Source organism: Helicobacter pylori Shi112 (genome assembly GCF_000277405.1).
Classification (GTDB): domain Bacteria; phylum Campylobacterota; class Campylobacteria; order Campylobacterales; family Helicobacteraceae; genus Helicobacter; species Helicobacter pylori_C.
Genome location: NC_017741.1, coordinates 122,283 through 140,724 on the forward strand (window position 1 = coordinate 122,283; position 18,442 = coordinate 140,724).

Annotated in this window: 17 protein-coding genes and 1 pseudogene; 11 read left to right on the forward strand and 7 right to left on the reverse strand. The window is 40.0% G+C overall.

Annotation, left to right across the window (positions count from 1 at the left end):
* The first annotated feature begins 187 nt into the window (after positions 1 to 187).
* The 6 genes from thrS to HPSH112_RS00640 all read left to right on the forward strand — a co-directional run bounded on the left by thrS (position 188) and on the right by HPSH112_RS00640 (position 5,099).
* A complete protein-coding gene (gene thrS / locus HPSH112_RS00610; RefSeq protein ID WP_001271870.1) occupies positions 188 to 2,026 on the forward strand; it encodes a threonine--tRNA ligase in 1,839 nt (612 codons plus the stop codon).
* On the forward strand, positions 2,023 to 2,634 hold the full coding sequence (gene infC / locus HPSH112_RS00615) for a translation initiation factor IF-3 (RefSeq protein WP_000089221.1): 612 nt from the start codon (positions 2,023 to 2,025) through the stop codon (positions 2,632 to 2,634). The genes thrS and infC overlap by 4 nt, the downstream gene beginning before the upstream one ends.
* Complete coding sequence (gene rpmI, locus HPSH112_RS00620) at positions 2,615 to 2,809, forward strand: 50S ribosomal protein L35 (RefSeq protein ID WP_001125542.1); 195 nt, start codon at positions 2,615 to 2,617, stop codon at positions 2,807 to 2,809. Before infC ends, rpmI begins: the two co-directional genes overlap by 20 nt.
* Positions 2,810 to 2,903: 94 nt before the next feature.
* On the forward strand, positions 2,904 to 3,254 hold the full coding sequence (gene rplT / locus HPSH112_RS00625; protein ID WP_001264172.1) for a 50S ribosomal protein L20: 351 nt from the start codon (positions 2,904 to 2,906) through the stop codon (positions 3,252 to 3,254).
* A gap of 200 nt (positions 3,255 to 3,454) precedes the next feature.
* Positions 3,455 to 4,315, forward strand: a complete 861-nt coding sequence (locus HPSH112_RS00630; RefSeq protein WP_000750206.1) for an outer membrane protein — start codon at positions 3,455 to 3,457, stop codon at positions 4,313 to 4,315.
* Between the two features lie 352 nt (positions 4,316 to 4,667).
* Positions 4,668 to 5,099 carry a DUF1104 domain-containing protein gene (locus tag HPSH112_RS00640; protein ID WP_000731667.1) on the forward strand — a complete coding sequence of 144 codons (432 nt, stop codon included), beginning with the start codon at positions 4,668 to 4,670 and terminating at the stop codon, positions 5,097 to 5,099.
* A 244-nt stretch (positions 5,100 to 5,343) separates the two neighbouring features.
* Here HPSH112_RS00640 and HPSH112_RS08680 read toward each other — a convergent pair.
* Positions 5,344 to 5,582: pseudogene (locus HPSH112_RS08680) on the reverse strand (hypothetical protein).
* Between HPSH112_RS08680 and HPSH112_RS00645 the strand changes: the two are divergent.
* Complete coding sequence (locus HPSH112_RS00645) at positions 5,506 to 6,375, forward strand: hypothetical protein (protein WP_000821527.1); 870 nt, start codon at positions 5,506 to 5,508, stop codon at positions 6,373 to 6,375. The pseudogene HPSH112_RS08680 and the gene HPSH112_RS00645 sit on opposite strands and share 77 nt — an antisense overlap.
* A gap of 609 nt (positions 6,376 to 6,984) precedes the next feature.
* On the opposite strand, the gene HPSH112_RS00650 is transcribed toward HPSH112_RS00645, so the two are convergent.
* Complete coding sequence (locus HPSH112_RS00650) at positions 6,985 to 8,352, reverse strand: L-serine ammonia-lyase (RefSeq protein ID WP_000146057.1); 1,368 nt, start codon at positions 8,350 to 8,352, stop codon at positions 6,985 to 6,987.
* On the reverse strand, positions 8,352 to 9,593 hold the full coding sequence (locus HPSH112_RS00655; RefSeq protein ID WP_000046343.1) for a serine/threonine transporter: 1,242 nt from the start codon (positions 9,591 to 9,593) through the stop codon (positions 8,352 to 8,354). Before HPSH112_RS00655 ends, HPSH112_RS00650 begins: the two co-directional genes overlap by 1 nt.
* A gap of 181 nt (positions 9,594 to 9,774) precedes the next feature.
* On the opposite strand from HPSH112_RS00655, the gene HPSH112_RS00660 reads away from it, so the two are divergent.
* The gene (locus HPSH112_RS00660) at positions 9,775 to 11,124 is read left to right on the forward strand and encodes a class II 3-deoxy-7-phosphoheptulonate synthase (protein ID WP_000072722.1); all 1,350 of its coding nucleotides are present in this window, start codon (positions 9,775 to 9,777) and stop codon (positions 11,122 to 11,124) included.
* A gap of 78 nt (positions 11,125 to 11,202) precedes the next feature.
* Positions 11,203 to 11,337, forward strand: a complete 135-nt coding sequence (locus HPSH112_RS08855) for a hypothetical protein (protein WP_001222904.1) — start codon at positions 11,203 to 11,205, stop codon at positions 11,335 to 11,337.
* A 229-nt stretch (positions 11,338 to 11,566) separates the two neighbouring features.
* Here the strand turns inward: HPSH112_RS08855 and bcp are convergent, their stop codons facing one another.
* From bcp to HPSH112_RS00685, 4 genes are read right to left on the reverse strand one after another with little or no spacing between them, the layout of a single operon-like run.
* Positions 11,567 to 12,025, reverse strand: a complete 459-nt coding sequence (gene bcp, locus HPSH112_RS00670; RefSeq protein ID WP_000412973.1) for a thioredoxin-dependent thiol peroxidase — start codon at positions 12,023 to 12,025, stop codon at positions 11,567 to 11,569.
* Between the two features lie 9 nt (positions 12,026 to 12,034).
* Complete coding sequence (locus HPSH112_RS00675) at positions 12,035 to 12,670, reverse strand: LutC/YkgG family protein (RefSeq protein ID WP_000032027.1); 636 nt, start codon at positions 12,668 to 12,670, stop codon at positions 12,035 to 12,037.
* On the reverse strand, positions 12,663 to 14,108 hold the full coding sequence (locus HPSH112_RS00680) for a LutB/LldF family L-lactate oxidation iron-sulfur protein (RefSeq protein WP_000417266.1): 1,446 nt from the start codon (positions 14,106 to 14,108) through the stop codon (positions 12,663 to 12,665). The genes HPSH112_RS00675 and HPSH112_RS00680 overlap by 8 nt, the downstream gene beginning before the upstream one ends.
* Before the next feature lie 28 nt (positions 14,109 to 14,136).
* Positions 14,137 to 14,865 carry a (Fe-S)-binding protein gene (locus HPSH112_RS00685; protein WP_000867260.1) on the reverse strand — a complete coding sequence of 243 codons (729 nt, stop codon included), beginning with the start codon at positions 14,863 to 14,865 and terminating at the stop codon, positions 14,137 to 14,139.
* A gap of 220 nt (positions 14,866 to 15,085) precedes the next feature.
* On the opposite strand from HPSH112_RS00685, the gene HPSH112_RS00690 reads away from it, so the two are divergent.
* Both HPSH112_RS00690 and HPSH112_RS00695 read left to right on the forward strand, forming a co-directional pair.
* Complete coding sequence (locus HPSH112_RS00690) at positions 15,086 to 16,735, forward strand: L-lactate permease (RefSeq protein ID WP_000398112.1); 1,650 nt, start codon at positions 15,086 to 15,088, stop codon at positions 16,733 to 16,735.
* A 48-nt stretch (positions 16,736 to 16,783) separates the two neighbouring features.
* Positions 16,784 to 18,439 carry an L-lactate permease gene (locus tag HPSH112_RS00695; RefSeq protein ID WP_001288505.1) on the forward strand — a complete coding sequence of 552 codons (1,656 nt, stop codon included), beginning with the start codon at positions 16,784 to 16,786 and terminating at the stop codon, positions 18,437 to 18,439.
* Positions 18,440 to 18,442 lie beyond the last annotated feature (3 nt).

Here is an 18,442-nt window from a genome sequence, read left to right on the forward strand (position 1 = left end):
TAGAAAGGGTGGTTTTGTATAGGCGGTTATTGTTGAATTTGTTTTGTATGGTATTTTTACAAGCGTGTTTGAAGCCTATGAGCGACCCTAAAGCTGAGAAAGTGGATTCGCAAGTGCAATGCGGGTTTGGCTCAAAAGATTGCTAAATTTTAAGGTTTATAAGAAAGGAAATATTAAGTTTTAAAGAATGAGTGCGGAACTGATTGCTGTTTATAAAGACGAGCAAATAATAGATTTAGAGAGCGCGAAAGTCTTAGGGCTGAGCGATGGGGTTAAAGCGTTAAACGGGACAGAGCCGATATATTTTGATGATTCGCCTTTGGCTTTAGAAGTGATCAGGCATTCATGTGCGCATTTGCTTGCGCAAAGCTTGAAAGCCCTTTATCCGGACGCGAAATTTTTTGTAGGCCCTGTGGTAGAAGAGGGGTTTTATTACGATTTTAAAACCGCTTCAAAAATCAGCGAAGAGGATTTGCCTAAAATTGAAGCGAAAATGAAAGAATTTGCGAAATTAAAGCTCACTATCACTAAAGAGGTTTTAACCAGAGAGCAAGCCTTGGAGCGTTTTAAGGGCGATGAATTAAAGCATGCGGTCATGAGTAAAATCAGTGGCGATGTATTTGGCGTGTACCAACAAGGCGAGTTTGAAGATTTGTGTAAGGGACCGCATCTCCCAAACACTCGTTTTTTAAACCATTTCAAGCTCACTAAACTGGCTGGGGCTTATTTGGGCGGCGATGAAAACAATGAAATGCTCATTAGAATCTATGGCATCGCTTTTGCCACCAAAGAGGGCTTAAAAGACTATCTTTTCCAAATGGAAGAAGCGAAAAAACGAGATCACAGAAAGCTAGGCGTGGAGCTAGGGCTTTTTAGTTTTGATGATGAGATAGGGGCGGGCTTACCCTTATGGCTACCTAAAGGGGCAAGACTCAGAAAACGCATTGAAGATTTATTGAGTAAGGCGTTACTTTTAAGAGGTTATGAGCCGGTTAAAGGCCCTGAGATTTTAAAGAGCGATGTGTGGAAAATCAGCGGGCATTATGACAACTATAAAGAAAACATGTATTTCACCACGATTGATGAGCAAGAATACGGCATAAAGCCTATGAACTGCGTGGGGCATATTAAAGTCTATCAAAGCGCTTTGCACAGCTACAGGGATTTGCCCTTAAGGTTTTATGAATACGGCGTGGTGCATCGGCACGAAAAAAGCGGCGTGTTGCATGGGCTTTTAAGGGTGAGAGAATTTACCCAAGATGATGCGCATATTTTTTGCTCTTTTGAACAGATCCAAAGCGAAGTGAGCGCGATTTTAGATTTTACGCATAAGATCATGCAAGCGTTTGATTTTAGCTATGAAATGGAATTATCCACAAGGCCGGCTAAATCTATAGGCGATGATAAAGTGTGGGAAAAGGCCACTAACGCTTTAAAAGAAGCCCTAAAAGAACACCGCATTGATTATAAGATTGATGAAGGGGGAGGGGCTTTCTATGGGCCTAAGATTGACATTAAAATCACTGACGCTTTAAAGCGTAAATGGCAGTGCGGCACGATTCAAGTGGATATGAATTTGCCTGAACGCTTCAAGCTCGCTTTCACTAATGAGCATAATCACGCTGAACAGCCGGTGATGATCCACAGAGCGATTTTAGGCTCGTTTGAAAGGTTTATTGCGATTTTGAGCGAACATTTTGGGGGGAATTTCCCTTTCTTTGTCGCGCCCACTCAAATCGCTCTCATTCCTATTAATGAAGAGCATCGTGCTTTTGCTTTGAAATTAAAAGAGGAACTAAAAAAGCGCGATATTTTTGTAGAAGTGTTAGATAAAAACGACAGCTTGAATAAAAAGGTGCGATTAGCCGAAAAGCAAAAAATCCCTATGATTTTAGTGTTAGGGAATGAAGAAGTGGGAACAGAAATTTTATCCATTAGAGACAGAGAAAAACAAGCTCAATATAAAATGCCCTTAAAGGAGTTTTTAAACATGGTTGAATCTAAGATGCAAGAGGTTAGTTTTTGAGTAGAAACGAAGTGTTGTTAAACGGAGATATTAATTTTAAAGAAGTGCGTTGCGTGGGCGATAATGGCGAAGTGTATGGGATCATTTCTTCCAAAGAAGCGCTCAATATCGCTCAAAATTTAGGTTTGGATTTGGTTTTGATTTCAGCGAGCGCGAAACCTCCCGTGTGTAAGGTGATGGATTATAATAAATTCCGCTACCAAAATGAAAAGAAAATCAAGGAAGCCAAGAAAAAGCAAAAGCAAATTGAAATCAAAGAGATCAAGCTTTCCACTCAAATCGCGCAAAACGATATTAACTACAAAGTCAAGCATGCGAGAGAATTTATTGAATCCAATAAGCATGTCAAATTCAAAGTGGTTTTAAAGGGTAGGGAGAGCCAAAACTCAAAAGCCGGGCTTGATGTGCTTTTTAGAGTCCAAACGATGATGCAAGATTTAGCCAACCCTGAAAAAGAGCCAAAAACCGAGGGGCGTTTTGTTTCATGGATGTTTGTGCCTAAGGCTAAAGAAACCCCCAAAAACGAAAAGAAAACCAAAGAAAATAACCCGCCTTTTAATCGTATTAACCTTATGAAAGGAGAAAATCATGCCAAAAATGAAGACTAATCGCGGCGCGTCTAAGCGTTTCAAAGTTAAAAAAAACTTGATTAAGCGTGGCAGTGCTTTTAAAAGCCATATTTTGACTAAAAAAAGCCCCAAGCGTAAAGCCAATCTAAACGCGCCAAAACATGTGCATCACACTAACGCGCATTCTGTCATGTCGTTGCTTTGCAGGGCTTAAGAATGCTAATTAGAAAGTGGAGTTAATCCCCTTGTTTAAGGGAAAGTCGTTGTAAAAACGCACCTAAAAATATTTTAAAAAGAAAGGTAAAGAAATGAGAGTTAAAACAGGCGTTGTGCGCAGAAGACGCCATAAAAAAGTCTTAAAACTCGCTAGAGGGTTTTATAGTGGCAGAAGAAAGCATTTTAGAAAGGCTAAAGAACAGCTTGAAAGAAGCATGTATTACGCCTTTAGGGATCGCAAACAAAAGAAAAGAGAATTCAGGAGTTTATGGGTGGTAAGAATCAATGCGGCTTGCAGAATGCACAATACAAGCTATTCGCGCTTCATGCATGCCCTAAAAGTGGCTGGCGTGGAGTTAGACCGCAAGGTTTTAGCAGACATGGCGATGAATGACATGCAAGCCTTTGAGAGCGTGTTAGAGAGCGTGAAAGAGCATCTTTAATCTCTATTGGCTGTTAGGTTTTAGTTTTAGCCTAAAAAAAGGTGAGAGGATTTAGGACTTTTTACTAAAAAGTTCCTAAAATTGATTTTTGTTTCAATTTATTCTCATTCAATCGCTATATTTAATCAAAAAGAAAGCAATTTTATAGTAGAATGTAGCATTTAGAACTCAAGTAGAGAAAATGTAGAAGGAAGGAATACATGAAGAAATCTGTTATAGTAGGTGCTATCTCTCTAGCGATGACGAGCTTATTGTCAGCAGAGACCCCTAAGCAAGAAAAAGCTATTAAGACTAGCCCTACCAAAAAAGGTGAAAGAAATGCTGCTTTTATAGGGATTGATTACCAGTTGGGTATGCTTAGCACTACCGCTCAAAATTGTTCCCATGGGAATTGCAATGGTAATCAAAGTGGGGCTTATGGCTCTAACACGCCTAACATGCCTACAGCGTCAAACCCAACAGGAGGGCTTACTCATGGCGTTCTAGGGACTCGTGGGTATAAAGGCTTAAGCAACCAACAATACGCTATCAATGGTTTTGGGTTTGTTGTAGGGTATAAGCATTTTTTTAAGAAATCCCCGCAATTTGGAATGCGTTATTACGGATTCTTTGATTTTGCAAGCTCTTATTATAAGTATTACACTTATAATGATTATGGCATGAGAGACGCTCGCAAGGGTTCTCAAAGTTTCATGTTTGGCTATGGGGCTGGCACAGATGTGTTGTTTAACCCGGCCATTTTCAATCGTGAGAACTTGCATTTTGGGTTTTTCGTTGGCGTTGCGATTGGTGGCACTTCTTGGGGTCCAACAAACTATTATTTTAAGGACTTAGCTGATGAATACAGAGGGAGTTTCCACCCATCAAATTTCCAGGTCTTAGTGAATGGCGGGATCCGATTAGGCACTAAACACCAAGGTTTTGAAATTGGCTTGAAAATCCAAACCATTCGCAACAATTATTATACCGCTAGTGCGGATAATGTTCCTGAAGGGGTTACTTATAAATTCACCTTTCACCGCCCTTACGCCTTTTATTGGCGTTACATTGTAAGCTTTTAAGGTGTTTTAGGGTTAATCTTATGGGGGCATAGAAAAGGGCTTTTGCTCTTTATGGCCTTTTATGGTTTTCTTGCATCAAAGGCTTTAAAAAATCAATACGGCTACTTGGCAAAAATTAAAGCACAATCCTTACAAGCAATTGAACTTACCAACAACAGCACACAAACAAGTCTTTGAAAAATCAAAAATGGATTAATTGTTTTTGAAAATAATAATAGGGGATACAGGTTAGCTGTTTTAATGGGTGCTGATCATAAAATCTAAAAATCAATTGGCTGTTAAAGCGCTATAAGTTATCTTTAATCAATCAAATGATAGAATCTATTTTTTATTTTTGAATTGGGAGCATTTGATGAAAAAATTGGCGTTTTCTTTATTGTTTACAGGGACTTTTTTGGGGCTTTTTTTGAATGCGAGTGATTTTAAGAGCATGGATGATAAGCAACTATTAGAGCAAGCAGGGAAAGTTGCTCCTAGCGAAGTTCCAGAGTTTCGCGCAGAAATCAATAAGCGATTAGCAGTGATGAAAGAAGAAGAGCGTAAAAGTTATAAAGCGGATTTTAAAAAAGCGATGGATAAAAATTTAGCTTCTTTAAGCCAAGAAGATCGCAACAAGCGTAAAAAAGAAATTCTTGAAGCGATTGCTAACAAAAAGAAAACAATGACCATGAAAGAATACCGCCAAGAGGGGCTAGATTTGCATGATTGCGCATGTGAAGGCCCTTTTCATGATCATGAGAAAAAGGGAAGAAAAGGGAAACAATCAAGCCATCATAAGCATTAACGCTTAAGGTGTGCTAACTTTTTTTGATTTTTGTAAAACCACGCCGTAAGTTTTTAGCTTTTGGCTAGGGGATATAAGGCGTTTTCGTGTTATAATTCTATCATAGCGTTTGGCACTTAAAATAGAGGCTACCTGCTTGGTGGGTGGGCTTTGTTGATTCTAAAATCCTTTAGCTGTGAAGGGCATGCCAGTTTTTTAGAGTTAAAGTTTTTGGGGTGTTTGTATTTTTTGGATATTTATAGTATCATACCCAATAGTAAAGACCCTTTGAAAGCCTGTATTTTAAGATGACTAAAATGGCTCGAATTCTAAGGTGGTTTTTTATCAATAGAAGAAATTTCAAAAGAGAGCTTATGAAGAACGGTGTCTATTTTTGTTGCGGTTATATATTAATTAGGAGTTTGGTGTGAAACGGATTTTATTTTTTTTAGTAGCTACGGCTTTTTTGTTGAGAGCAGAAACGGATTCTGCCACTATTAACACTACAATTGATCCCAATGTTATGTTTTCTGAAAGCTCCACAGGGAATGTGAAAAAAGACCGCAAAAGGGTTTTAAAGAGTATGGTTAATTTGGAAAAAGAGCGCGTGAAGAATTTTAACCAGTATTCTGAAACCAAGATGAGTAAGGGCGATTTATCCGCTTTTGGAGCTTTCTTTAAGGGGAGTTTGGAAAGTTGTGTGGATCAAAAGATTTGTTATTATGAGCATAAAAACGGCAAGGTTTCTTTTGTGGTGAATGACAGGGAGAAGTTTTATAAACATGTGCTTAAAGACTTAGGGACAGAGCTTTCACTCCCTTTGTTTAACTGGCTTTACAAAGGCTCGGATTTTGGGGCTTTGCATGAGCAGTTTGGGGATATGTATGATGGGTATATCAAATATTTGATCAGCATGGTTAGAGTAAGCCAAAAAGAAAAGACTAGAAAACTGGATGCAGTCACTCTTAAAAAAATGGAAGATCAAGCTGAGAAAGACACTAAGGCAGCGTTTCAAAAGAGGAGCAATGGGGAGCTTGAAAGCCATACTGATAGCCCTGAATTTATAAGCTCTTCTAAGAAAACACAGAACGCTTCTAATCCGGATCTAGATTCTACGACTAATGCTAACGCACTCAAAGAAATAGCTTCAAAAGAGCCAGAAATTTCTTCCAAAAAAGAGGAAAAGTCTAAGAAAAAACGCCGCCTTTCAAAGAAAGAAAGGCAACAACAAGCCTTGCAACAAGAGTTTGAAAGGCAAATTAGTGACTCTAGTAAGTCTGAAAATATAGCAAAATAATCAGCTTACCTTTTAGGGGGCTTAAAATAAATCTCTTAAGCACTCCTTTTTAGGCTTTATATTTAGGCTTTTAGCTCTCTATCACTCCGCCTTGTGTTAGGATTATCTTTTTTAAAAACCACCGCTTTTTTAAAATCTTTAGACTTTAAGCTTTTTGGCTTTTTGCGGTAACGATTAACTTAAGGTTTTGTTACGCAAAAATCTTTGAAATATAGCGATTGATAGAGTTAAACTTAAGACATTCCAACGCATTTTATAAAGCTTATAAAAATTTTTAATGGAGTATCGGTAATCAAATTGATGCCTTTTGAGTGTTTTTACAATCAAAATAAAAGAGCCTGCACCAACAAGCTTTCTTAACATGCTCTTATAGGGTAGGGGATTTAGTTTTTGGGGGTTGTAGGGGGAATTATTTCCAAATGCCTCCTATCCCCTTATGGGTTTGAATAAACTTTTTTACTATAAAATGGAATCCAAAACGATGGAATAACGCTTTAAAACCCTATTAAAATTTTTGAAGGATATTAAAGTTGGAAAAGCTTGTTCGCATTTGATAAAAACAAAGCCTTTTTTTAGGAATTTAAAACCCCTAAAGTTTGGATTTATCCTTTAGCATTTTAAGGTTTTGGCTAATCCCCCTAACGAAGTCTCTTTGTATTTTTCATTCATGTCTTTTCCGGTCGCATACATCGTAGCGATCACTTCATCCAGGCTCACTTTAGGCTTGTATTCATCTTCTAAAGCTAGTTTAGAAGCGCTGATCGCTTTGATCGCTCCTAAAACATTGCGTTCAATGCAAGGGATTTGCACCAAGCCCCCCACGGGATCGCATGTCAATCCTAGATGGTGTTCCATAGCGATTTCACTAGCGATTAAAACCTGTTGCGTGGTCGCTTGGCACAAACAGGCTAACCCCCCCGCAGCCATAGAGCTTGCCACGCCAATTTCAGCCTGACACCCCGCTTCTGCGCCGCTCAAGGAAGCGTTTTTTTTGTAAAGATAGCCAATCGCTGCACTGGTGAGTAAAAAATCATTGATGGCCTTTTGCGATAAATTTTCAAACAAATGGTTTTTAGCGTATAAAAGCACGCTTGGCACCACCGCGCACGCTCCATTAGTGGGGGCGGTTACCACCTTTCCTCCGCTAGCGTTTTCTTCAGCGATGGCACGAGCGTAAAGCGAAATGTAATCAATCAGTGCTAAGGGGTCTTTCCCGCTTGTGGGGTGTTTTTCTAAACGAGTTTTAATGCTTGGGGCTAATCGTGTTACTCTCAAAGAACCGGGCAGATACTTTTCTTTAGAATTAGCCCCATTATCATAACACTCAAACATCGCATGATAAATTTTAGCCATCATTGCATCAGGGCGGTTTTTCAGGGCATCTTCTCTCAAACGCACGATTTCAGCGATGTTTTTTTGGTGTTTTTGGCATAATTCTAGCAATTCCTTAGCGCTTGAAAAATCATAGGCAACACTTTCATTTTCACCCTCTTCAGACAAGTTGTCTAATTCTTTTTCAGTATAGACAAACCCTCCACCGACAGAATAGTAAGTTTCTTCTTTTAAAACCTCATTTTTAGAATTGAAAGCTTTTAAAATGAGAGCGTTTTGGTGTCTGGCTAAAGGTTTATTGTCAAAAATCAAATCTTTAGAATAATCAAAATGGATGCAATGTTGGTTAGCGAGTTTTAAAACCTTGTTTTCAAGCGCTTCATGCAATAAGGCTTTTTTGGTTGTTACCTCCAATTCGTTAGCGTAAATGCCATGCAAGCCAATTAAAACCGCCTCATCGCTCAAATGCCCTTTACCGGTTAAAGCCAATGAGCCATGCAAGGTGATTTGAACGCGCATAACCTGCTCTAAAACGCCTTTTAACAACCCGCAAAATCTCGCTCCAGCTTCCATAGGCCCTATGGTGTGTGAAGAGCTAGGCCCCACGCCGATTTTAAAAATAGATAAAATAGAAAAACTAGCCATTAAAATAGTCCTAAAAACACGCTCAAAGCCGTCAAGCTCCCAAAAACAAACACAAAAATATCCACTTTAAGGTTTCTAAAACGCTTCAAACTAGAAATGCTATAAAAAGCTATCATAGGCATCACAAACAGAATGAGCGCGATAATGGGACCGCCTAAATTTTCAATAAAATCCAAGATATTAGGGTTAATATAAGCCACAAGCGTGATAGTCAGCCATAAAAAAATCGTTACGCTAACACTTAGGGTTTTAGAAGTTTTTTTCAATTTTAAACTTTGAATAATAATGCCTTCTAAACCCTCCTTAGCCCCATAATAATGCCCAAAAAAAGATGAAAAAATCGCTAAAAAAGCCACCACAGGCCCCGCATAGTTGATTAAAGGGTTGTTTAAAGTGTTAGCAAAATAGCTTAAAATGGGGATATTTTGTTCCCTTGCTTTCACAAAATCATCAGCATTCAAGCACATGACGCACGAAAACACAAAAAACATCACAAACCCTAAAAGCATCAGCGATGTCCCTAATTCAATTTGATTGAGTTTATACTCTTTGAAAGCGCCGTATTCTTTTTCTACATTTTGAGTGAAGGTTGAAATGATGGGGCTATGGTTGAATGAAAACACAAGCACCGGTAAGGTTAGCCAAATAGCTAACACAAATTCTTTAAAACTCGGCACTACAAAAAGGTTAGCGCCTTGCCAATAAGGGATAAGATACAAAGAAAAAAGCAATAAGATCAAGCATAAAGGATACACTAAAGCGTTACAAATGCGCGTAACAATCGTAGCGTTAAAAACCATCACCAACATCATTAAAGAAACTAACGCTACAGCCAGTAAGCCCCGATGGAAAGGCGCTAAATGCAACTGGTTAGTGAAAAAATGATCAAACACATTAGTGATACCCACCCCATAAGCCAAACAAATAGGATAAATCGCAAAGAAATAAAGCAAAGTGATAAGAAAACCCCATTGAGCGCCAAAATGAGAGCGAACGACCATGGTAATGTCTTCTTTATCTTTAGATCCTATGAAATAAGCTAAAGCTCTATGCCCCAGATAAGTTAAAGGGAATATAATCGCGCTCATCACCACAATAGCCCATATCCCATGCCCACCGGCTCTAATAGGCAAAAATAAAATCCCTGCCCCCACCGCCGTGCCAAATAAAGACGCCATCCAACGCAAATCAAACGCGTTGAGCTTTTTAGGATCTCTTATAAGCGCTTTTTCTTGTGCCATGCTGTTAAACCACCCTTTTATCGTGTTAAAGAGTTTTCATTGTAGCATAAAGCTTTTTATGATTGGGTTTTTTTGAGATTAGGGGGGTAGTTTTTAGCGCGCATTTATTTCCTAAAATCCACGATTTAACCCGCACAAGCTATAATAACGCTTAAAAAAAGATTAATAAAGGATTGTAGAAATGTCAAACACAACTTGGTCGCCCGCTTCATGGCATTCTTTTAAGATAGAGCAACACCCCACTTATAAAGATAAGCAAGAATTAGAAAGGGTCAAAAAAGAATTGCGCTCTTACCCTCCCTTAGTGTTTGCTGGTGAAGCGAGGAACTTGCAAGAGCGCTTAGCCCAAGTCATTGACAATAAGGCGTTTTTGTTGCAAGGGGGCGATTGCGCGGAGTCGTTTTCTCAATTTAGCGCTAACAGGATTAAAGACATGTTTAAAGTGATGATGCAAATGGCGATTGTCTTAACCTTTGCTGGCTCTATACCGATCGTGAAAGTGGGGCGCATTGCTGGGCAATTTGCCAAGCCTCGCTCTAATGCGACTGAGATACTAGATAATGAAGAAGTGCTGAGTTATAGAGGGGATATTATCAACGGGATTTCCAAAAAAGAAAGAGAGCCAAATCCTGAAAGAATGCTTAAAGCCTACCATCAAAGCGTAGCGACTTTAAACCTTATTAGAGCCTTTGCTCAAGGCGGGTTAGCGAATTTAGAGCAAGTGCATCGTTTCAATTTGGATTTTGTCAAAAACAACGACTTCGGGAAAAAATACCAGCAAATCGCTGACCGGATCACGCAAGCTTTAGGGTTTATGCAAGCATGCGGGGTGGAGATAGAAAAAACGCCTATTCTTAGGGAAGTGGAATTTTACACCAGCCACGAAGCGTTACTGCTCCATTATGAAGAGCCTTTGGTGCGTAAGGATAGTTTGACTGACCAGTTTTATGATTGCTCCGCACACATGCTGTGGATTGGCGAAAGGACAAGAGATCCTAAGGGCGCGCATGTGGAGTTTTTAAGGGGGGTTTGTAACCCTATTGGCGTGAAAATCGGGCCTAATGCGAGCGTGAGCGAAGTGTTAGAATTGTGCGATGTTTTAAACCCGTGCAACATTAAGGGGCGTTTGAATTTGATCGTGCGCATGGGTTCTAAGATGATTAAAGAGCGTTTGCCTAAACTTTTACAAGGGGTGTTGAAAGAAAAACGCCATATTTTATGGAGCATTGATCCCATGCATGGCAACACGGTTAAAACCAGCTTGGGGGTTAAAACAAGGGCTTTTGATAGCGTGTTAGATGAAGTGAAAAGCTTTTTTGAAATCCACAGGGCTGAAGGGAGTTTGGCTTCAGGGGTTCATTTGGAAATGACAGGTGAGAATGTTACAGAATGTATCGGTGGCTCGCAAGCGATCACTGAAGAGGGTTTGAGCTGCCATTACTATACGCAATGCGATCCAAGGCTAAACGCCACCCAAGCCCTAGAACTCGCTTTCTTAATCGCTGACATGCTCAAAAAACAGCGTGCTTAATTAAAAAGAGATTAATTTTTCTTTAACTCTTTTTCTTTATAATTATCGTTAGCATTTTAATATTCAAAGGAGCTTGAAATGAGAATTTCTCTTTTAGCTGTAATTTTAGCGCTATTATTTGTAGCTTGTCGTGAAACCAAACAACAAATTTTACAAAACGAAGCCGATAGCACCCCTTCAGAAAAAACCATTTGGCAGCCTGAACAAAAATAAAAATTGTAAAAACACTCAAAGGCATTTTTAAAATAAACGCAATAAAAGAGCTAGCGGGTGGTCGTCTTTTGTAAAGCGATCTTAAGGGCTATTAAAGGGGAATGATTCCAAAACACTCCCTATCTCTTATGAAGTTTGTTATCAAACAAAATTTAAAAAAACAATTTTTTAAAAGTGAGAGAATGGCTAAAAATCTCAAATTAAAATGGGCGAAAGCTAGAGAGTTAAACTACAAACTCTCTAAAACTTTTTGAGCATGGCCTTTCGCTTTGACATTGTAGAAGCATTTTTCTAAAACGCCTTGCGTGTTGATGATGAAAGTGGAGCGGATAATCCCCAAATGCTCCTTCCCATAAAGCATGCGTTTGCCATAAGCTTTGTAAAGATTGGCGGCTTTTTTATCTTCATCGCAGAGCAAAATCACATTCAAAGAGCATTGGCTGATAAATTTTTGATGCGATTGAGCGTTATCAGGGCTTACGCCTACGACAACAGCGTTTTTCTTTTCAAATTCACTAAACAGATCGCTAAAGTCTTTGGCTTCTAGAGTGCATCCGGGGGTGTTGTCTTTAGGGTAGAAATACAGCACCACTTTTTTATGGAGCAAATCTTTTAAAGAAATCTCTACGCCATCGCTGTTTTTCAACCTGAAATCAGGGGCTAATTGCCCCACTTCTAATTTTTCCATCCTTATCCTTTAATAGAGAATGATAGCGACTTTTTGAGGCCCATGCACCCCAAAAACGGTTTTTAATTCAATATCGGCTGTCCGGCTAGGCCCGCCAATAAGGAGCATGTTTGTGGGTAATACGCCGTTTTTACTTTGGTTTTTTAAAGCTTGCATGCCTTCACTCAAATTGCGCACAATGGATTCTTTTTTCAATAAGATGATGCAATTAAGGGTGATGAGCGAAAGTAACCTTGGGCTTGCATGCGAAGAAACCGCTCCAATCATGCCCAAGCTTGAAATCCCACAAACCCCATGCAATAAAGCCGTATCAATCTCAAACAGCTCTTCACGCATCGCTTCAATTTCTTTATCATAAGGTTGTAAAGTAAAATCCTTGAACGCTTCAAAATTCAAATTCAAATCTGTAGAGTGTAAGACTTTTTTGCTTTTAAAATTTTCTAAAGCCTTTAAAATTGCTTGCTCTAAATTTTCTTTAGCGCTTTCAATGACTTCAGCTTTATTCAACACTTGGAAATGCTTGTATTCTTCCACCAAGTCTTCAAACTCCACTTTAATGATATTCCTGTAAGCAGGGTTTGCTCCCTGAATGGCATGCTTGGCTCTGGCTTCTTTAATGCGCTTTAAAATAAGCTCTTTACTCATAAATCACCCCTTCTAAGTGCTGGACTTTTGCATGCAAGCTTGTGTCCATATTGGGTAAGGTTCTTACGCTCGCCCACTCTTTGACTAAAGGCAGTATGGGAGCTAAAAGCTTGCCTAAAGGCGAGAAAAATTGAGCCATTTTCAATTGGAAACGCCACTTAGCCCCATCGCTTGCCATTTTGGCAAACATTTTCATAGAGAATTTTTCCATCCCGCCGTGTTGGGTGCTTTTAGCCCCCTTAACTACGCCTCTGCCCTCGCCCACTTTATCCGATCGTAAATCTCTAATGAGCTCGGCTAAAGGGATTTCTACAGGGCAAACTTCAGTGCAACGCCCGCAAAGACTGCACAAATTGGGGATATGCCCGTAATTATTCAGGCCAAAGAGTTGGGGGGATACCACCACGCCTATAGGGCCAGGATAAGTAGAAAGATAGGCATGCCCACCGATTTTGTCATACACGGGGCAGTGGTTCAAACAAGTCCCGCAACGGATGCATGAAAGAGCGCGATAATACTTTTCATCAGCCAAAATATTAGAGCGGTTGTTGTCTAATAAAATGATGTGGGCTTCTTTAGGGCCGTCTAAATCGCCCTCTTTTCTGGGGCCTGTGATAATGTTTTGATAGCATGTGATAGGCACACCCACAGCGCTTGGAGCGAGCAGATTGTTTAAAATCGCCGCATCATCAAAGCTTTCTACTAATTTTTCAATCCCGCAAATAGCGACATGCACATCGCATGCGGTGGTGCTCATGCGGCCATTGCCTTCATTTTCAACTAACCAGATCGCACCCTCATTAGCGATAGCGAAATTCACCCCACTGATCCCCATTTTAAAGCTTTCAAATTCTTTGCGCATGTGTTTTCTGGCGATCGCATTAAGCTTTTCAGGCTCTTCTTCATAAGCGGCGTTGAGTTTTTCTTCAAAAATCTTACCGATTTGCTTGCGGTTTTTATGGATAGCCGGCACGACAATATGCACGGGGTGTTCATTAATGAGCTGGATAATCAATTCGCCCAAATCCGTTTCTTGTGCTTGAATGCCCTTTTCTTTGAGGTAATGGTTCAAGCCAATTTCTTCGCTCGCCATGGACTTTTGCTTTAAAATGCGCTTGATATTCTTTTCTTTAGCGAGGTTGTAAATGATTTCATTAGCTTCATCACCGTCTTTAGCGTAATGGATTTTAAAGCCGTTTTGAGTGGCGTTTTTTTCAAACAATTCCAAATACTCATCAAGCCTGGATAAAATTTTAAGCTTGACTTCTTTGCCTAATTCCCTTAAATTTTCCCATTCGCTGTAACGATTTTTAATCAAATTCTTACGATTAGCCCTTAAGGTGTCCATTGCAGAACGCAAATTTTCCCTTAATTGCATATCGCCTAATTGGTCGGTGATGATTTCTTCGTATTCTTGGTCGCTATGATATTTTTCCATGATTATTCCTTAAAATAATTCTTTAATGTTAAAGCCCAAGCCTTGAGGCTAAAAAGTCATAAAAATGCATGGGTTTTGTGGGAGAACCCATTTTTTGCATAGCGGTGCTGATATTCATCAAACACCCAGCGTCCGCTGAAACAATCACATCCACCTGACGGCTTTCTATGTCTTTAATCTTTTCTTTGACCATAACCGCTGAAATTTCAGGCTCTTTGACTGAAAAAGTCCCCCCAAACCCGCAGCATTCTTCTTCTTTTTCCAATTCAATGAGTTCCACATTTTTAAGCTGTCTGATGAGATTTTTCGCCGAGTCAATCACTTTAGCCACCCTTAAAGCATGGCAATTAGAATGCCATGTGATTTTAAGGGGTTCGCCCTTATCTTCATATTTGACTTGCAATTTTTTATCCAAAAACTCGCTCAATTCATACACCCTAGAGCAAAAATCTTTAACCATGTTAAATTCCGCATGCCCTTCAAACAATTCCAAATAATCATGCCGCATCATCCCCGTGCATGAACCGCTAGGCAAGATAATAGGGTAGTCGTTATTGGAATAAAGTTTGATATTGTATAAAACGACTTTTTTTGTTTCTTCATAATACCCTGAGTTGTAGCTTGGCTGGCCGCAACATGTCTGGTCTTTTTTAAAAACCACTTCCAAATTTTCCTTGCGGAGTAATTTGATAGCGTTAAGCGATGCGTTGCTGTATATGGCTGCTCCTAGACAAGTAGCAAAGAAATTGACTTTCAAAGAAGGCTCCTTAAAATTCCAAATTAAGAGTTTCAAACACAATATAATACTCAAAATTAGTAAGATTGTAATCACAAGTTGATAAACCCACTCGCTCAAACATTGTTACTAAAATAAACCACAAACCCATTAAATTTGACTTAATATTAAATGCTACTTAAAATTAGTTTTTTCTTTTAAGTAAGATAAAAAAATACTTTTAATTATTCAAGGAAAATTTATGGAATTTTATCAAGTCTATGACCCATTAGGCAATATTTGGCTGAGCGCTTTAGTGGCGCTATCGCCTATTGTGCTTTTTTTTATTTCTCTTATTGTCTTTAAACTTAAAGGGTATAGCGCTGGGTTTTTAAGCTTAGTGCTTTCAATCATTATTGCGTTGTTTGTGTATAAAATGCCTGCTCAAATGGTGAGCGCGAGTTTTTTCTATGGCTTTCTTTATGGCTTGTGGCCGATCGCTTGGATTGTGATCGCTGCGATTTTTCTTTACAACCTTTCAGTGAAATCCGGGTATTTTGAGATTTTAAAAGAAAGCATTTTAACCCTAACGCCGGATCACCGCATTTTAGTGATTTTGATTGGCTTTTGTTTTGGCTCGTTTTTAGAAGGAGCGATCGGCTTTGGAGGCCCGGTAGCGATCACAGCGGCGATTTTAGTCGGCCTTGGGCTAAACCCCTTATACGCTGCCGGATTGTGCCTAATCGCTAACACCGCTCCTGTAGCTTTTGGCGCGGTGGGTATTCCTATTACGGCAATGGCTAGCGTGGTGGGTATCCCTGAATTAGAGATTTCTCAAATGGTGGGCAGGGTGTTACCCATTTTTTCCATTGGTATCCCTTTTTTCATCGTGTTTTTAATGGATGGTTTTAAGGGGATTAGAGAGACTTTTCCTGCAGTGGCTGTTACCGGGTTTAGTTTCGCTATCGCGCAATTTTTAAGCTCTAATTATCTAGGGCCGCAACTTCCGGATATTATTTCAGCCTTAGTGTCATTGATCGCTACCACTTTGTTTTTAAAATTCTGGCAGCCCAAACGCATTTTCACCAGCAATGGCAAAGAGCCCGCAATCAGCACAGAAAAACACCATATTTGTAAGGTGGTTGTGGCGTGGATGCCTTTTGTGTTGCTCACTATTACGATTATCATATGGACGCAACCCTGGTTTAAAGCGCTCTTTAAAGAAGGCGGGGCTTTGGCGTTTTCTAGCTTTGCGTTTGAATTCAATTCTATCAGTCAAAAGATTTTTAAAACCGTTCCCATTGTTACTGAAGCGACCAATTTTCCTGTCGTGTTCAAATTCCCCTTGATTCTAACGACAGGCACTTCCATTTTTTTAGCCGCTCTTTTAAGCGTGTTTTTGTTGCGCGTGAAAATCAGCGATGCGATAGGGGTGTTTGGGGCTACTTTAAAAGAAATGCGTTTGCCGATTTTAACCATTGGCGTGGTTTTAGCGTTTGCGTATGTGGCTAATTATAGCGGCATGAGCGCCACGCTCGCTTTAGCGTTAGCGGATACTGGGCATGTTTTCACTTTCTTTTCGCCTGTTGTAGGCTGGCTTGGGGTGTTTTTAACCGGAAGCGATACGAGTTCTAATCTTTTATTTGGCTCTTTGCAAATGCTCATCGCTACACAGCTTGGCTTGCCTGAAGTGCTTTTCTTAGCGGCAAACACTTCAGGGGGTGTTGTGGGTAAAATGATAAGCCCTCAAAGTATCGCTATCGCTTGCGCGGCGGTGGGGTTAGTGGGGAAAGAGAGCGAATTGTTCAGATTTACAGTAAAATACTCTATCGCTTTGGCAATCATTATGGGGATTGTCTTCACTCTTATTGCTTATGTCTTCCCCTTTATTATCCCGGTTACTCCTACTTAATGGAGGGGGTTTAGGGGAGTAAGAGAATATTTTAAAAAGGGATTTTTAGTGTCAGAATTTCATCAAGTTTATGACCCTTTGGGTAATATTTGGCTGAGCGCTCTTGTGGCCTTATTACCGATTTTGCTATTTTTCTTATCTTTAATGGTTTTTAAACTCAAAGGTTATGCGGCGGCCTTTTTGAGCGTGGTTCTGTCAGCCATTATTGCGGTTTTAGTGTATAAAATGCCTGTTAGCATGGTGGGTTCAAGCTTTCTTTATGGCTTCCTCTATGGCTTATGGCCGATCGCTTGGATCATTATTGCGGCGATTTTTTTATACAAACTCAGCGTTAAATCCGGCTATTTTGAAATTTTAAAAGAAAGCGTTCAGTCCATCACTTTAGATCACAGGATTTTAGTGATTTTGATTGGCTTTTGTTTTGGCTCGTTTTTAGAAGGAGCGATCGGCTTTGGAGGGCCTATTGCCATTACAGCGGCGATTTTAGTGGGCTTAGGGTTAAGCCCCTTATACGCTGCCGGGTTATGTTTGATTGCTAACACCGCTCCTGTAGCCTTTGGCGCGGTGGGTATCCCTATAAGCGCGATGGCGAGCGCGGTAGGGGTGCCAGCGATTTTGATTTCAGCCATGACGGGTAAAATCCTTTTTTTTGTGAGCTTGTTCGTGCCGTTTTTCATTGTGTTTTTAATGGATGGCTTTAAGGGGATTAAAGAAACTTTTCCGGCCGTTTTTATCGCGGCTTTTTCTTTCGCTATTGCACAATTTTTAAGCTCTAATTACTTGGGACCAGAATTGCCTGGCATTATTTCAGCCCTTGTTTCACTCGTTGCAACGGCACTCTTTTTGAAATTTTGGCAGCCTAAAGTGATTTTTAGAAGTGATGGCAAAGCGGCTTCATTCACTAAGAGTAACCATCATATCTGTAAGATCTATGTCGCTTGGTCTCCTTTTGTGATTTTGGTTTTAGTGATTGTGTTATGGATACAGCCTTTTTTTAAGGCTTTATTTGAAAAAGACGGCTTGTTAGCTTTTTCTAATTTTTATTTTGAATTCAATAATATCAGTAACCACATCTTTAAAAGCCCGCCTTTTGTAGAATCCGATCAAAGCGCGAGTTTTCCGGTGGTGTTTAAATTTTCTTTAATCAACACGGTTGGCACTTCCATTTTTTTAGCCGCTCTCATTAGCATACTCGTTTTAAGGGTGCGAGTGAGCGATGCGCTGAGCGTCTTTGGCGAGACTTTAAAAGAAATGCGCTACCCCATTCTTACCATTGGTTTAGTTTTAAGCTTTGCCTATGTGTCTAATTACAGCGGGATTTCTTCCACTCTAGCCTTAGCGCTCACCCATACGGGCTTAGCTTTCACCTTTTTCTCGCCCTTGATCGGGTGGGTGGGCGTGTTTTTAACCGGGAGCGATACGAGTTCTAATCTTTTATTTGGCTCTTTACAGCAACTCACCGCCCAACGATTGCACCTCCCTGAGATTTTAACCCTAACGGCTAATACCGTGGGTGGCACTTTGGGCAAGATGATAAGCCCTCAAAGCATCGCTATCGCTTGCGCGGCAGTGGGATTGGCCGGGAAAGAGAGCAATTTATTCAAATTCACGGTCAAATACTCCCTTATTTTTGTAGCGATCATGGGAGTTGTGATTAGCGCGATTGCGTATTTGATCCCTGAAGTGGTGCCTGCGATAAAGTAGAGC